Source organism: Streptomyces rhizosphaerihabitans (assembly GCF_025399795.1).
Lineage (GTDB): Bacteria > Actinomycetota > Actinomycetes > Streptomycetales > Streptomycetaceae > Streptomyces > Streptomyces rhizosphaerihabitans.
Genome location: NZ_JAODTZ010000011.1, coordinates 125,761 through 140,469 on the forward strand (window position 1 = coordinate 125,761; position 14,709 = coordinate 140,469).

At 72.0% G+C, this 14,709-nt stretch carries 12 protein-coding genes; 8 read left to right on the forward strand and 4 right to left on the reverse strand.

What is annotated here, in order from left to right:
- Positions 1 to 23 precede the first annotated feature (23 nt).
- Together hemQ and hemG are read right to left on the reverse strand one after the other, a co-directional pair.
- Entirely contained in the window at positions 24 to 755 is a 732-nt protein-coding gene (gene hemQ / locus N4G66_RS14020) for a hydrogen peroxide-dependent heme synthase (RefSeq protein ID WP_261704405.1), read from the reverse strand.
- A 4-nt stretch (positions 756 to 759) separates the two neighbouring features.
- Complete coding sequence (gene hemG, locus N4G66_RS14025) at positions 760 to 2,250, reverse strand: protoporphyrinogen oxidase (RefSeq protein ID WP_261704406.1); 1,491 nt, start codon at positions 2,248 to 2,250, stop codon at positions 760 to 762.
- A 276-nt stretch (positions 2,251 to 2,526) separates the two neighbouring features.
- Here hemG and N4G66_RS14030 point away from each other — a divergent pair, with 276 nt between their 5' ends.
- Entirely contained in the window at positions 2,527 to 3,603 is a 1,077-nt protein-coding gene (locus N4G66_RS14030) for a DUF4349 domain-containing protein (protein WP_261704460.1), read from the forward strand.
- 33 nt (positions 3,604 to 3,636) lie between these two features.
- Positions 3,637 to 5,076, forward strand: coding sequence for an FAD-dependent oxidoreductase (locus N4G66_RS14035; RefSeq protein ID WP_261704461.1), 1,440 nt, complete (start codon positions 3,637 to 3,639; stop codon positions 5,074 to 5,076).
- 112 nt (positions 5,077 to 5,188) lie between these two features.
- On the opposite strand, the gene N4G66_RS14040 is transcribed toward N4G66_RS14035, so the two are convergent.
- A complete protein-coding gene (locus N4G66_RS14040; RefSeq protein WP_261704407.1) occupies positions 5,189 to 5,524 on the reverse strand; it encodes a hypothetical protein in 336 nt (111 codons plus the stop codon).
- A gap of 212 nt (positions 5,525 to 5,736) precedes the next feature.
- On the opposite strand from N4G66_RS14040, the gene N4G66_RS14045 reads away from it, so the two are divergent.
- On the forward strand, positions 5,737 to 6,555 hold the full coding sequence (locus N4G66_RS14045) for a rhomboid family intramembrane serine protease (protein ID WP_261704408.1): 819 nt from the start codon (positions 5,737 to 5,739) through the stop codon (positions 6,553 to 6,555).
- Positions 6,556 to 6,565: 10 nt separating this feature from the next.
- Here N4G66_RS14045 and hemE read toward each other — a convergent pair whose 3' ends face one another.
- Positions 6,566 to 7,633 carry a uroporphyrinogen decarboxylase gene (gene hemE / locus N4G66_RS14050; protein ID WP_261704409.1) on the reverse strand — a complete coding sequence of 356 codons (1,068 nt, stop codon included), beginning with the start codon at positions 7,631 to 7,633 and terminating at the stop codon, positions 6,566 to 6,568.
- 183 nt (positions 7,634 to 7,816) lie between these two features.
- Here hemE and N4G66_RS14055 point away from each other — a divergent pair, with 183 nt between their 5' ends.
- From N4G66_RS14055 to N4G66_RS14075, 5 genes are all read left to right on the forward strand, one after another.
- Positions 7,817 to 8,494, forward strand: coding sequence for a DUF3000 domain-containing protein (locus N4G66_RS14055; protein ID WP_261704410.1), 678 nt, complete (start codon positions 7,817 to 7,819; stop codon positions 8,492 to 8,494).
- A 281-nt stretch (positions 8,495 to 8,775) separates the two neighbouring features.
- The gene (locus tag N4G66_RS14060) at positions 8,776 to 9,438 is read left to right on the forward strand and encodes a response regulator transcription factor (RefSeq protein WP_019073943.1); all 663 of its coding nucleotides are present in this window, start codon (positions 8,776 to 8,778) and stop codon (positions 9,436 to 9,438) included.
- A gap of 182 nt (positions 9,439 to 9,620) precedes the next feature.
- Positions 9,621 to 10,898, forward strand: a complete 1,278-nt coding sequence (locus N4G66_RS14065) for a ribonuclease D (protein WP_261704411.1) — start codon at positions 9,621 to 9,623, stop codon at positions 10,896 to 10,898.
- Between the two features lie 446 nt (positions 10,899 to 11,344).
- On the forward strand, positions 11,345 to 12,571 hold the full coding sequence (locus tag N4G66_RS14070; protein ID WP_261704412.1) for a thiolase family protein: 1,227 nt from the start codon (positions 11,345 to 11,347) through the stop codon (positions 12,569 to 12,571).
- A complete protein-coding gene (locus N4G66_RS14075; RefSeq protein ID WP_261704413.1) occupies positions 12,568 to 14,694 on the forward strand; it encodes a 3-hydroxyacyl-CoA dehydrogenase NAD-binding domain-containing protein in 2,127 nt (708 codons plus the stop codon). Before N4G66_RS14070 ends, N4G66_RS14075 begins: the two co-directional genes overlap by 4 nt.
- The last annotated feature ends 15 nt before the right edge of the window (positions 14,695 to 14,709 follow it).

Consider the following 14,709-nt stretch of genomic DNA (forward strand, 5'->3'; position numbering starts at 1 on the left):
CCCGTCTCGTTGTGCCGGGACGGTCAGGCGAGGCCCGCGACCAGTTCGGCGACGTCCTTGCGGCGGCCGGTGTAGAACGGGACCTCTTCGCGGACGTGCATCCGGGCCTCGGAGGCACGCAGGTGGCGCATCAGGTCGACGATGCGGTGGAGCTCGTCGGCCTCGAAGGCGAGGATCCACTCGTAGTCGCCGAGCGAGAACGAGGCGACCGTGTTCGCGCGCACGTCGGGGTAGCCGCGGGCCATCTTGCCGTGGTCGGCGAGCATCCGGCGGCGGTCCTCGTCGGCCAGCAGGTACCAGTCGTAGGAGCGCACGAAGGGGTAGACGCTGACGTAGTCGCGCGGCGTCTCGTCGGCGAGGAACGCCGGGATGTGCGAGCGGTTGAACTCGGCGGGCCGGTGCAGCGCCATGTTCGACCAGACCGGCTCCAGGGCGCGGCCGAGGCGGGTGCGCCGGAAGAGGTTGTACGCCTCCTGGAGCTGGTCGCTGGTCTCGGCGTGCCACCAGATCATGAGGTCGGCGTCGGCGCGCAGCCCCGACACGTCGTAGGTGCCGCGGACGGTGACGTCCTTCGCGGCGAGCTGGTCGAACAGCTCCTGGACCTCGTCGGCGTAACCGGCGCGGTCCTCGGGCAGCACGTCCTTCAGCCGGAAGACGGACCACAGGGTGTAGCGAATGGTCTCGTTGAGGTCCTTGGCCAGCTTGCCCTTGTTCGGGACCCTGCCGGACTCGGTGGTGGGGGCGTCGTCACTCATGGGGCTATTCTCCCGCGCCGCCGTGCAGGCTCTGCACCGGGGCGGCGCGCAGCGCGTCCAGGGCGCGGGCGTCGCCTTCGAGCCGGTCGACGGCGGCGTACGCGGACGCGATGCAGGCGGGGATGCCGACCCCGTCGTACGCCGCGCCGCACACCGCGAGGCCCGGCAGCGCGGCGACGTGCTCGCGGACGCGGGCCACGCGCGCGTGGTGGCCGACGGGGTACTGGGGCAGCCCGTCGTCCCAGCGCGTCACCCGGGTCGCCACCGGCTCGGCGTCCAGCCCGGTCGCCGCGCGCAGATCGTCCCGGGACACCTGGACGAGGTCGGCGTCGGGCCGGCCGAGCACCTCCGTCTCGCCGTACCGCCCGACGGAGGTGCGCAGCACCAGCAGACCGGGGTCCTGGTCGGCGATCCAGCCCCACTTCCGGGAGGCGAAGGTGGACGCCTTGATGGTGCGGCCGTCGACCGGCGGCACCAGAAAACCGCTTCCTTCGGGGAGGGTGATTCCGTCGCTGCGGTAGGCGAGGGTCACCAGGGCCATCGACGCGTACTCCACGGCTGCCAGCTCGGCCGCCGCGGCGGGGGCCTCGGCCCGCAGCAGTGCGGCGGCGGCCGGGGCGGGCAGCGCGAGGACGACCGCGTCGGCGTGCAGGACACGGTCTCCGGCGACGACGCGCCAGGCCGCGCCGGGCCCCGAACCGGTGCCGGGCCCGGCCGCCGCGGTCCTGCGCAGTTCGGTCACCGGCGTCCGGGTGAGGATCTCGCCTCCGCGGGCCGTCACCGACTCGGCGACGGCTAGCGGCAGTCGGCCCACTCCGCCGTCGATTCCCATGAACACCGGGCCGCTCTGCCCGGCGGCGGCCGCCTTGGCCTGGATCTCGCGGACGGCCTCGGTGAGGGAGGTGTGCGTGCGGGCCGCGGCGTAGAGCTGGGGGACGGCGAGGCGCAGGGAGAGCCGGTAGGCGTCGCCCGCGTACACGCCGCCGAGGAGGGGTTCGACGAGGCGGTCGACGACCTCACGGCCGAGGCGTGCCGCCACGTACTCGCCGACGGCGATGTCCTCGCCCACCTCCGTGCGGGGCAGGTCGGCGTCGCGCTCGATACGGCGCAGGCCCTCTTCGGAGAGGACTCCCGCGAGGGCTGACGCGCTGCCGGGAACGCCCATGACATGGCCCTTGGGCATGGGGCGCAGAGCTCCGCGGGTCCACAGGAAGGCCGTCGCGGTGGCGGGCGGCTGGAGGCGGTCGCCGAGTCCGGCCTCGCGGGCGAGGTCCACGGCCTCCGGGCGGCGCGCCAGCATCGACTCGGCACCGAGGTCCACGCGCGCGCCCGCGATCTCGCCGGACAGCAGCTTGCCGCCGAGGCGGTCCGACGCCTCCAGGACGGTGACGCGCGCGCCCCGCCCCAGCAGGCGGTGGGCGGCGGCCAGCCCCGCGATCCCTCCGCCGACGACCACGACGTGTTCCGAACGGGTACGGGTGTCCTCTTCGCGCATGACTCCACCTTCTCAAACCGCACCGGCGCCTCCGGCGGGGAGTCCGGTGTCCCGCGCGAGTCCGGACCGTGACCGCATCGGGACCGGATCCCGCCAACGTCCCGAACCCGTCCGGCGTCGAAGAATCGTCAGTCGTCACCACCCTGGGGGTAGGCCCGCATGCACACACGCAGCTCCGGACATCCGCTACGACCCGTGTCACCTGTCCCGTCCACCTCATCCGGATCGCCGGTACCACCCGTCCGCCCCGCCCGCCCTGTCCGGGTCCTGGCCGGGATGTTCCTCGTCGCCGCGCTCGCACTGACGGGCTGCGGCGCCGCCGAGACGGGAAGCGCCGGCGACAGCAAGGCCGCCGCCCCGGACGCACGAAGCGCGAACGACGCCGGCGCCGGCGCCGAGAGGGCGGCGCCGGGTGCCGCGGGGAGTGACGGCTCGAACGGCTCCAAGGCCGCCCCGCCCAAGGTGACCGCGAACAGCATCATCCGCACCGCCTCGCTGATCGTCGTGGTCAAGGAGGTGCCCAAGGCTCTGGACGACGCCCGCGCCACGGCCGAGAACGCCGGCGGTTACGTCGGCGACGAGACCACCACCCGCGACGGGCGGGGTCACGAGCTCACACGCGTCGTCCTGCGGGTGCCCAGCGAGCGGTACGACCAGGTGCTCGCCGATCTGGAGGGCGCCGGCAAGGTCGTCGAGCGGACGGCCAAGGCCCAGGACGTCACCGACCAGGTCGTGGACGTGGAGAGCCGCGTCAAGACACAGCGCGCGAGCGTGGCCCGGGTCCGCGAACTGATGGACCGGGCGACCAGGCTCAGTGATGTGGTCTCCCTGGAAGGGGAGTTGAGCAGCCGGGAGTCCGACCTGGAGGCGCTGCTCGCCCAGCAGGCGTCACTGAAGGACCGTACGAGCCTGGCCACGATCACGCTCTCGCTGTCCGAGACCCCGGTGAAGAAGGCCGAGAAGAAGGACGCGGACCCGGGCTTCCTGGACGCGCTCTCCGGCGGCTGGAACGTGCTGGTCACCGTCGTGCGGTGGCTGGCCCTGGCGATCGGGGCGGTGCTCCCCTTCGCGGCCGCCCTCGCCCTGATCGCCCTGGTGTGGTTCCGCGGCGTGAGCCCCCGGCTGCGCCGCAGTCCGGCCCCGGCGGTGGCCTCCGGTCCGGCCCCGGCGGTGGCTTCCGGTGCGTCCGGCGGTCCCGCCGCGAGTCCGTCGGCGGCCCCGGTTCCGGCCTCCCGCCCGGCTTCGGACCCGGCTTCCGACCCCGCTTCCGGCCCGGCTTCGAGGAGCACGGCCACGCCGAAGGCCGCACCGCCCGCCCGCGGCACGTCCTCGGAAGGTGGCGAGGAGGACTGAAGTGCCGTGCCCCCGTAGCGTGTTCGCATGAGCATCAGCGTTACGGACGGCGCGGGCAGTACTGACGGCACGAATGGCACGAGCGGTCGGGGCGGGGCCCGGGAACGGCTGGTCGTGATCGGTGGTGACGCGGCGGGCATGTCCGCCGCGTCACAGGCACGCCGGCTGCGCGGTCCTGCCGAGCTGGAGATCGTGGCGTTCGAGCGGGGCCACTTCACGTCGTACTCGGCGTGCGGCATCCCGTACTGGGTGGGCGGCGACGTCCCCGAACGCGACCGGCTGATCGCGCGGACCCCCGAGGAACACCGTGAGCGCGCGATCGACCTGCGGATGCGTACGGAGGTCACCGGGATCGACATCGCGGGCGCCCGGGTGCGCTCCCGGGACCTCGGCACCGGGGCCGAGGCGTGGACGTCGTACGACAAACTCGTGATCGCGACCGGTGCGCGTCCGGTCCGCCCGAATCTGCCGGGCGCCGACGCGCCGGGCGTGCACGGCGTGCAGACCCTGGACGACGGGCAGGCCCTGCTCGACACGCTGGCGGTGACCGAGGGCCGCCGTGCCGTGGTCGTCGGCGCGGGCTACATCGGCGTGGAGATGGCCGAGGCGCTCATCAACCGCGGGTACGAGGTGACGGTCGTCAACCGGGGAAAGGAACCCATGTCCACGCTCGACCCGGACATGGGCCGCCTGGTGCACACCGCCATGGAGGGCCTCGGGATCACCATGGTCGACGACTCCGAGGTGTCCGAGTTCCTCACCGGAGACGACGGGCGGGTCCGCGCGGTCGTCACGGACGACGCCACGTACCCGGCGGACGTGGTGGTCCTCGGCATCGGCGTACGCCCCGAGACGACGCTCGCCCGCGCGGCGGGGCTGCCGCTCGGCGACCACGGCGGGCTGCTCACCGACCTGGCGATGCGCGTGCGCGGGCACGAGAACATCTGGGCGGGCGGCGACTGCGTCGAGGTGCTCGACCTGGTCTCGGGGCGCGAGCGGCACATCGCGCTGGGCACCCACGCGAACAAGCACGGGCAGGTGATCGGCTCCAACGTGGCCGGCGGATACGCCACGTTCCCCGGTGTCGTCGGCACCGCGGTGAGCAAGGTCTGCGATCTGGAGATCGCCCGCACCGGACTGCGCGAGAAGGACGCGCACCGGGCGGGCCTGCGGTTCGAGACCGTCACCATCGAGTCGACGAGCCGCGCGGGCTACTACCCGGGCGCCGCCCTCATGACGGTGAAGATGCTCGCGGAGCGCCGCACGGGGCGGCTGCTCGGCGTGCAGATCGTCGGCCGGGAGGGCGCGGCGAAGCGCGTGGACATCGCGGCGGTGGCACTGACCGCGGGCATGACGGTGGAACAGATGACGATGCTGGATCTCGGCTACGCGCCGCCCTTCTCCCCGGTCTGGGACCCCGTCCTGGTGGCGGCCCGCAAAGCGGTGGCGAAAGTGCGCCAGGGCGACCGGTGACGGGCACGGGGGTGCGCGGCCCGCGCTCATGACGGACGCGGGGGCGCAAGCCGGGTGCCCTGCCGGGCGGATGCGGAGCCCGGCCGCCGGCGCTCGGCGACCCGCGCGCCGGCTAGGCGGACTCGTGCCCGGCCGTCCCGTTGATCCGGTCTATCGTCTGCCGGGCCTGCTCAGCGGGCGGCCGGGGCGGCAGCGAGGAGACCGAGCCGGCGGCCGCGGTGACCGCGGGCGGGCTCTGGGCGGGCTTCGCGTGTGCCGCCGACCGGGAGGACCGCAGGCGATGGCTGACGGCCTCGTCCAGGGTCACGGGCCGCTGCATCCGGGCCGCGAGCCGTCCGGCCTCCTGGCCGAGCGCGGCGACGTCCTCCCAGGGGAGGTGCAGCACCAGGGCGATTTCCGCCTCGCCGTCGGGCAGGGCATGCATCGGAGGAGTAACTCGGTCGCTCATGGCCTGTGTCCTCACGTCTTCATGTCGTCGCGTCGTCGTACCCGCGTCGCGTCTTCGGCGCGGCGCGGGCGGTTGAGGAGACATACGGCCGCAGGGGCACAGGTGTTCAGTGTGTTCGGTGGGCAACCGCATGGGCCGCCGGGCAGGCCGCACTCCCCGCCCGGACCGGTGGAGCGCGGATTCACCCCGCACATCGGGGGCAGTACTTCCTCGTGGTCATTCCCGTCCATGACGTGAACCCGGTGCGGCGCACGCCCTATGTGACGTACGCGCTGATCGCCGCCAACGTGCTCGTGTTCCTCTACACGCCCGGTCTCGCGGGGTCGGTGGCGGGGGACAGCGCGCAGTCGCAGCTGTGTCATCTGCACGCGTTCATGGACCATTACGCGGCCGTGCCGCAGGAACTGATCCATCATCGGATGCCCCGGCTGGTGCCGACCGGCGAAGTCGGCGGCGGGCCGCACGGGTCGGGCTGTGCGCTGGGTCCGCCGGACTACGACAAGTCGCCGCCGCTGTCGGTGCTCACGGCGATGTTCCTGCACGGGAGCTGGCTGCATCTGCTGGGCAACATGCTCTTCCTGCTGATCTTCGGCAACAACATCGAGGACCGGCTCGGACATGTGCGGTTCACGCTGTTCTACGTGGCCTGCGGTTTCGCGGCGGCGTACGGCTTCGCGCTGGTGAACGACGGCTCGGGCGACCCGCTGATCGGCGCGTCGGGGGCGATCGCCGGGGTCCTCGGGGCCTATCTGGTGCTGTATCCGAGGGCCAGGGTCTGGGTCCTCGTGCCGTTCCTGGTGTTCCTGCCGCTCCGGCTGCCCGCGTGGCTCGTGCTCGGCTTCTGGTTCGTTCTCCAGGCGGCGTACTCGTCCGGTGCCGCCGTTCCCGCCGCGGGCACCGTGGCCTACGCGGCGCACGTCGTCGGCTTCCTGGCCGGCATGCTCCTGGCCTGGCCGCTGCGCCCCGGCACCCCACCACCACCGGAACCGCGCCGCCTGCTGTTCGGCAGACAGGCGCGGCACAGCTGGTGAACTGTCGGCCCTAGCGGGCCGTCTGCGTGTGGACGTACTCCACCAGTCGGGTCAGCGCGTCCGGGTTCATGCTCGGCGGGACGCCGTGGCCGAGGTTGAAGACATGGCCCTCCAGACCGGCGGCGGCGTCGAGCACCTCGCGGGTCTTGGTCTCCACGGCCTCGGTGGTGGAGAAGAGGACGGCGGGGTCGAGGTTGCCCTGGAGCGCCTTGCCGGGGCCGACGCGGCGGGCGGCCTCGTCGAGCGGGACGCGCCAGTCGACGCCGACGACGTCCGCGCCCGCCTCCCCCATGAGGCCGAGCAGTTCACCGGTGCCGACGCCGAAGTGGATGCGCGGCACGCCGTACGAGGCGACGGCGTCGAAGACCTTGGTGGACGCGGGCATCACCGAGCGGCGGTAGTCCGCGGGGGCGAGGGCGCCGACCCAGGAGTCGAAGAGCTGGACGGCGCTCGCGCCCGCCTCGATCTGCACCTTGAGGAAGGCGGAGGTGATCTCGGCGAGACGGTCGAGCAGGTCGGCCCACAGCTGCGGGTCGCCGTACATGAGCGCCTTGGTGTGCTCGTGGTTCTTGGACGGACCGCCCTCCACGAGGTAACTCGCGAGGGTGAAAGGCGCGCCCGCGAAGCCGATGAGGGGGGTCTCGCCGAGTTCGGCCGTCAGGAGCCCGATCGCCTCGGTGACGTACCAGACGTCCTCGGGGGTCAGATCGCGCAGCTGGGCCAGGTCGGCGCGGGTGCGGATCGGGTTCTGGACGACCGGGCCGACGCCCGGCTTGATGTCCAGGTCGACGCCGATGGCCTTCAGCGGGACGACGATGTCGCTGTAGTAGATCGCCGCGTCCACGTTGTGCCGGCGCACCGGCTGGAGGGTGATCTCGGCGACCAGCTCGGGCCGCGTGCAGGACTCCAGCATGGGAATGCCCTCGCGCACCTTGAGGTACTCGGGCAGCGAGCGACCGGCCTGCCGCATGAACCACACGGGCGTGTGCGGCACGGGCTCGCGCCTGCACGCCTTGAGGAAGGCGGACTCGTACGTGGCTGTCGGCTGCTGCCCGGCGGGGCTGTGGTTGGCGCTCACGACGGAAAGTCTCCCACGGCTCACGGGCGCCCCCGTCCCGGGCTCCGGTCCGCCCGCCGCCCCCGTCGGCCCTCCGGACGGCCCACCCCGTGCGCGGTGATCGCGCGGCACGATCCGGACAGGGGTCCCACGCACGGGTGTCTCTCCCTGCGCGCGGGCTCCGTTCCCCTTAATCTTCCCCGCATGGCTGCGGCTCAGGGACGACTGTCGGACGGCGCTGGCGGAATGGACGACGCGAAGGAGAAGAAGGAGGAGGACAGGAATGCGGCGGAGACGGCCCCGGGGCCCTTCCGGGCGGCCGTCGAGGCGCTGAGGGCCGCCCGGCCGCGGCCGGACATCGAGATCGACCCGACGCGACCACCTCAGCGCCTGGCCCCGTACTCGTACGCGCTGGAGGCCGCGGTCGTCGCCGACGACGAGGATCTGGCCGACGGCCGCCTCGTGCTGCTGCACGACCCGGCCGGGCACGACGCGTGGCAGGGCTCCTTCCGTCTGGTGACCCTGGTCCGCGCGGAGCTGGAGCCGGAGATGGCCGCCGACCCGCTGCTCCCCGAGGTCTGCTGGTCATGGCTGACCGGCGCGCTCCAGGCCCGTGGTCTCTCGTACGGCGAGGCGAGCGGCACCGTCACGCGCGCGAGCTCGCACTATTTCGGCGGGCTCGCGGAGCGCCCGGCCGCCTCGCAGATCGAGATCCGCGCGTCGTGGACACCCCGGGAGGGACTCGGCGGCGTCCCCGACACGGCCGCGCACCTCGCGGGCTGGTGCGACCTGCTGTGCCAGATCGCCGGACTGCCGCCGGTGACTCCGGGTGACGCCTCGGTGGTCACCTTGCCGCAGCGCCGGGGACCACAGTCCCGCTGACCCCCACAAGGGCGCGCGCCGACGCGCGCGCCCTTTCCGTTTCCTTACCGGCCGAATGTCGATACGACCACTTTCGGCCGCGTATCGACGCGGAACGGCTCGGTTCGATCTTCGGATGATCGATCGCGTGTCCGAATTGCGCGGATTGTTACTCACCACATCGTGATCATTCTCTAAAGGTCGATGGGTTTGGTGCCGAAGACGTCTGTGACCTTGAAAGCACGGTTCGTCCTGGCTCGCCCCCCCCAGAGCCGGTCCCGTCCCGCACCCCAGGAGGCCTGGTGTCCGTTCTCCTCGAGCAGCCCGCAAGCCTGGTCGCCTACCGCCCGAACAAGCCGACCGCCATGGTGGTCGTGGCCGACCCCCGGGTCCGCTCCACCGTCACCCGCCATCTGTGGGCGCTCGGAGTGCGCGACGTCATCGAGGCGTCGTCCGTCGCGGAGGCTCGTCCCCGAATCGGCAACCCGCGTGACATCTGCGTCGCCGACGTCCATCTGCCGGACGGTTCCGGCCTCACCCTCCTTTCCGAAACCCGGGCCGCCGGCTGGCCCAACGGCCTCGCCCTCTCCGCCGCCGACGACATCGGTGCCGTGCGCAACGCCCTCGCGGGCGGCGTCAAGGGCTACGTCGTCACCGGCACCCGTACGAACGTCGGGCTCCCCACCCGGCCCGGCGCCGCGCCCATCGGCTCGGCCGCCGCCCGTATGCACCGCCGCCCCCCGGGTGCCCCGAGCCACCCGGGCGGCTACCGCGAACTGTCCGGACGAGAGGTCGAGGTCCTTCGACTGGTCGCGGAGGGCCAGTCGAACAAGGCCATCGGCGTCTCCATGGGCCTGTCCGCACTCACCGTCAAGAGCCACCTCGCCCGCATCGCCCGCAAGCTCGGCACGGGTGACCGCGCCGGAATGGTCGCGGTGGCCCTGCGGACCGGAATCATCCACTGACCCCTCCCCCGACCCCACCCCGAGCTCCCCTCGCCACTCCCCTCTCCCCTCCTCCGCCCATCACCGCTTCCCCCGCGCGTGAACCGGGTCTTGCACGTACCTGACTGGTTTACGACCATCAGACGCCCGTCGACGGAACGTTCCGTCGACGGGCGTTGTCCATACACAGATACTCTTGACAGGTGACCGACGCCCAAGAGACCGCAGCAGACAGCTCACTGCGAACCACCGGAGGCGGCCCTCCGGACGACGTCGAATCGGCGCCGACCCCTTTGCTCGAGCCCCGAGAAGGCATTCCGCCCGTGATCGCCGACGAGGCCTCGCTCGCCGAGGTGATCGCCGCGTTCGCCGCCGGATCCGGCCCGGTGGCCGTCGACGCCGAACGCGCGTCCGGGTACCGATACGGCCAGCGCGCCTATCTGGTGCAGCTGCGCCGCGAGGGCGCCGGCAGCGCCCTCATCGACCCCGTCGCCTGTCCCGACCTGTCGGGTCTCGGCGAGGCGATCTCCGGGGCCGAATGGGTGCTGCACGCCGCCACCCAGGACCTGCCCTGTCTCCGCGAGATAGGCATGATCCCCACCAGCCTCTTCGACACCGAGCTGGCCGGACGTCTGGCCGGGTTCCCCCGGGTGGGCCTCGGCGCGATGGTCGAGAGCGTCCTCGGCTTCGTCCTGGAGAAGGGGCACTCCGCCGTCGACTGGTCGACGCGCCCGCTGCCCGAGCCCTGGCTGCGCTACGCCGCGCTCGATGTGGAGCTCCTCGTCGACCTGCGCGACGCCCTGGAGAAGGAACTCGACCGGCAGGGCAAGCTGGAATGGGCCCGGGAGGAGTTCGACGCGATCGCACAGGCCGAGCCCGCCCCGCCGCGCAAGGACCCCTGGCGCCGTACGTCCGGGATGCACAAGGTGCGCCGCCGCCGGCAGATGGCCGTCGTCCGGGAGCTGTGGGAGACCCGCGACCGCGTCGCGCAGCGCCGTGACATCTCACCGGGCAAGGTGCTCGGGGACGCGGCGATCGTCGAGGCGGCGCTGGCCGTGCCGGCCACCATGCACGCCCTGGCCGCCCTGAACGGCTTCGGGCACCGCATGGGCCGACGCCAGCTGGAGCAGTGGCAGGCCGCGGTCGACCGGGCGAAGGCGCTGCCGGACACCGAGCTGCCGCAGCCCGGACAGCCGGTGACCGGACCTCCCCCGCCGCGGGCCTGGGCCGACAAGGACCCGGCCGCCGCGGCCCGGCTCTCCGCCGCGCGGGCTGCCGTATCGGCGCTGGCCGAGCAGCTGAACATGCCGCAGGAGAACCTGATCACCCCGGACACCGTGCGGCGCGTGTGCTGGGAGCCGCCGACGACACCGGACACGGAGTCCGTGGGCGCGGCGCTCGCCGCCTGCGGGGCGCGACCCTGGCAGGTCGGACTGGTCACGCCGGTGCTGGTGACCGCGCTGTCGCTGAAGACCGTCTAGGGGCTGCCGTTCGACCGCCTCCGTCGACGGGTTCCGGGTGCTCCGCGTGCTCGGTTTACGCCGAACGGGTCCTTGAAGCGGGACCGACCCGTCGAACGGGCGACGAGATCACGCCAAGATCCTGGGCCGCCCGAGCGCGCCGGCCGAGCGCGCACACAACCCGGCGGGCGCCTGATCGGTGGAATCCCGTCGCGGCGGGCAGCGGCGCCGCAAGCGGGCTGTCCGCCGCGAACCGCCGACGTGACGGACCCCGGACGGAGCGCCGGTGCCGGACGCCTGTCAACGGCGGGCCGGGCCGACGACGCCGAGCCATTCGGATGTGACGTTCGCCGCTCCCGGCCTCGGGACTGGGCAGGCTGGTTACTCGTAAGTAGCATGGGTGCTGAGCGCGCGCTCAGGCGTGTGTCCGCGCAGCAGTGCCATCCCGCATCTGGAGGAGAGCCATCGTGCCTCGTACCGTCAGGGACGTCGTCTTCGTAGACGGCGTCCGCACCCCGTTCGGCAAGGCGGGCCCGAAGGGCATCTACCACGAGACCCGTGCCGACGACCTCGTCGTGAAGGCCATCCGGGAGCTGCTGCGCCGCAACCCCGGCCTTGACCCCAAGAAGATCGACGAGGTCGCCATCGCGGCGACCACGCAGATCGGTGACCAGGGTCTGACCCTGGGCCGCACGGCCGGCATCCTCGCCGGGCTCCCCCAGTCGGTCCCCGGCTACTCCATCGACCGCATGTGCGCCGGCGCCCTGACGGCCGTCACCGCCACCGCGGGATCCATCGCGTTCGGCGCGTACGACGCCGTCATCGCCGGTGGTGTCGAGCACATGGGGCGCCACCCCATGGGCGAGGGCGTGGACCCGAACCCGCGCTTCGTCAGCGAGAAGCTGGTGGACGAGTCGGCCCTGTTCATGGGTATGACCGCCGAGAACCTGCACGACCGCTACCCCACGATCACCAAGCTGCGCGCCGACGAGTACGCCGTGCGCTCGCAGGAGAAGGCCGCCAAGGCGTACGCCAACGGCAAGATCCAGCAGGACCTGGTGCCGATCTCGGTGCGCAACACCAACGCGGAGGTCGGTGAGACGGGCTGGGGCCTGGTCACCGCCGACGAGCCGATGCGTCCGGGCACCACGCTGGAGAACCTGTCCGGCCTGAAGACCCCGTTCCGCGTCCACGGCCGTGTCACCGCCGGTAACGCCGCCGGTCTGAACGACGGTGCGACCGCGTCGATCCTCGCCTCCGAGGACTTCGCCCGCGAGAACAACCTGCCGGTCAAGATGCGCCTGGTCTCGTACGCCTTCGCGGGCGTCGAGCCGGAGGTCATGGGCTACGGCCCGATCCCGGCCACCGAGAAGGCTCTCGCCAAGGCCGGCCTCTCGATCGAGGACATCAATCTCTTCGAGATCAACGAGGCCTTCGCCGTCCAGGTGCTCGCCTTCCTGGAGCACTACGGCATCGCCGACGACGACGCGCGCGTCAACCAGTACGGCGGCGCCATCGCCTACGGCCACCCGCTCGCCTCCTCCGGCGTCCGTCTGATGACGCAGCTGGCCCGCCAGTTCGAGGAGCAGCCGGAGGTCCGTTACGGCCTCACCACCATGTGCGTCGGCTTCGGCATGGGCGCCACGGTGATCTGGGAGAACCCGCACCACAAGGACGCCGGAGGCGACAAGTGACCACCGCTGAACTCCTGAAGGGCGCAGCCGAGCTGTTCCCCGACGAGGTAGTGACGTCCGCGAACGTACGCCACCTCGACCTGCCGTTCGGTGCCGGGCGCTTCGCGCTCATCACCCTGGACAACGGCTTCGACCACACCAAGCCGACCACCTTCGGCCCGGCGTCGCTGGCAAACCTCGACACCGCCATCGACCAGGTCGAGCGGGAGGCCGCGGCCGGCGAGATCGTCGGTATCGGCGTCACCGGCAAGCCGTTCATCTTCGCGGTCGGCGCGGACCTGAAGGGCGTCGAGCTCCTCAAGGAGCACAAGGACGCGCTCGCCATCGGCAAGGGCGGCCACGAGGTCTTCAAGCGCCTGTCGGGCCTCGCGGTCCCGACCTTCGCCTACTACAACGGCGCGGCGATGGGCGGTGGCGTCGAGGTCGGTCTGCACTGCTCGTACCGGACCGTCTCCGCGGCTCTGCCCGCCTTCTCGCTGCCCGAGGTCTTCCTCGGTCTGGTCCCCGGCTGGGGCGGCTGCACGATCCTGCCGAACCTGATCGGCGCCGACAAGGCCGTCTCGGTGATCATCGAGAACTCGCTCAACCAGAACAAGCAGCTCAAGGGCGGGCAGGTCTACGACCTCGGCATCGCCGACGCGCTGTTCGAGGGCGCGGACTTCCTGGAGCAGTCGCTGCTCTGGACGGCCGCCGTCCTCAAGGGCGAGATCGCCGTCGAGCGCCCCGCGATCGACCGCGGCGAGGCCTGGGACCAGGCCGTCGCGCGCGGCCGCTCCATCGCCGACAGCAAGGTGCACGGGGCCGCCCCGGCCGCCTACCGCGCGCTGGACATCATCGCCGCGGCCAAGGACGGCGACCTGCAGAAGGGCTACGACGCCGAGGACGTGGCGCTCGCCGACCTGATCATGGGTGGCGAACTGCGCTCCGGCATCTACGCCTTCAACCTGGTGCAGAAGCGCGGCAAGCGTCCGGCCGGTGCGCCGGACAAGTCGCTCGCGCGTCCGGTCACCAAGGTGGGCGTCGTGGGCGCGGGCCTGATGGCCTCGCAGCTGGCCCTGCTCTTCCTGCGCCGCCTGGAGGTGCCGGTCGTGCTGACCGACATCGACCAGGAGCGTGTCGACAAGGGTGTGGGCTACGTCCACGCCGAGATCGACAAGCTGCTGCTCAAGGGCCGCGTGAACCGGGACAAGGCCAACCGCCTGAAGGCCCTGGTCTCCGGTGTGCTGGACAAGGCGGAGGGCTTCTCCGACGCCGACTTCGTCATCGAGGCGGTCTTCGAGGAGATCGGCGTCAAGCAGCAGGTGTTCGCGGAGGTCGAGGCGGTCGCCCCGGCGCACGCGATCTTCGCCACCAACACCTCCTCGCTGTCGGTCACCGAGATGGCGTCGAAGCTGAAGAACCCCGAGCGGGTCGTGGGCTTCCACTTCTTCAACCCGGTCGCGATCCTCCCGCTCCTGGAGATCGTGCGCGGCGAGCAGACGGACGACGCCTCGCTGGCCACGGCGTTCGCCGTCGCCAAGAAGCTGAAGAAGACCGCGGTTCTCACCAAGGACGCCCCGGCGTTCGTCGTGAACCGCATCCTGACCCGCTTCATGGGTGAGATCCAGAACGTCATCGACGAGGGCACCTCGGTCGAGGTCGCCGAGAAGGCCATCGAGCCGCTCGGCCTGCCGATGTCCCCGCTGGTCCTCCTCGAACTGGTCGGCCCCGCGATCGGCCTGCACGTCTCGGAGACCCTCAACCGGGCCTTCCCGGACCGCTTCACGGTCTCCCCGAACCTCGCGGCGGTCGTCAAGGCGGGCAAGCGCGGCTTCTACGTCTACGACTCCGGCAAGCCGGAGCTGGACCCCGAGGTCGCGGCTCTCCTCAAGCAGGGCGACGTCGTCCTGACCGAGGAGCAGGTGCGGGACCGGGTCCTCGACGCGGTGGCCCAGGAGATCGGGCTCATGCTCGACGAGGGCGTCGTCGCCGAGGCCCAGGACATCGACCTGTGCCTGATCACCGGTGCCGGCTGGCCCTTCCACCTGGGCGGCATCACGCCGTACCTGGACCGCGAGGGCGTCTCCGAGCGGGTGACCGGGAAGCGGTTCCTGGAGCCGGGACTGGCTTCGGTTCCGGCGTAACACCTTCGGCAGCCT

Coding starts and splice junctions, on each gene's coding strand:
- N4G66_RS14030 (WP_261704460.1), top strand. CDS start 2,527: ATGTTCCTCGTCGCCGCGCTCGCACTGACGGGCTGCGGCGCCGCCGAG.
- N4G66_RS14040 (WP_261704407.1), bottom strand. CDS start 5,524: ATGAGCGACCGAGTTACTCCTCCGATGCATGCCCTGCCCGACGGCGAG.
- N4G66_RS14055 (WP_261704410.1), top strand. CDS start 7,817: ATGGCTGCGGCTCAGGGACGACTGTCGGACGGCGCTGGCGGAATGGAC.
- hemG (WP_261704406.1), bottom strand. CDS start 2,250: ATGCGCGAAGAGGACACCCGTACCCGTTCGGAACACGTCGTGGTCGTC.
- hemQ (WP_261704405.1), bottom strand. CDS start 755: ATGAGTGACGACGCCCCCACCACCGAGTCCGGCAGGGTCCCGAACAAG.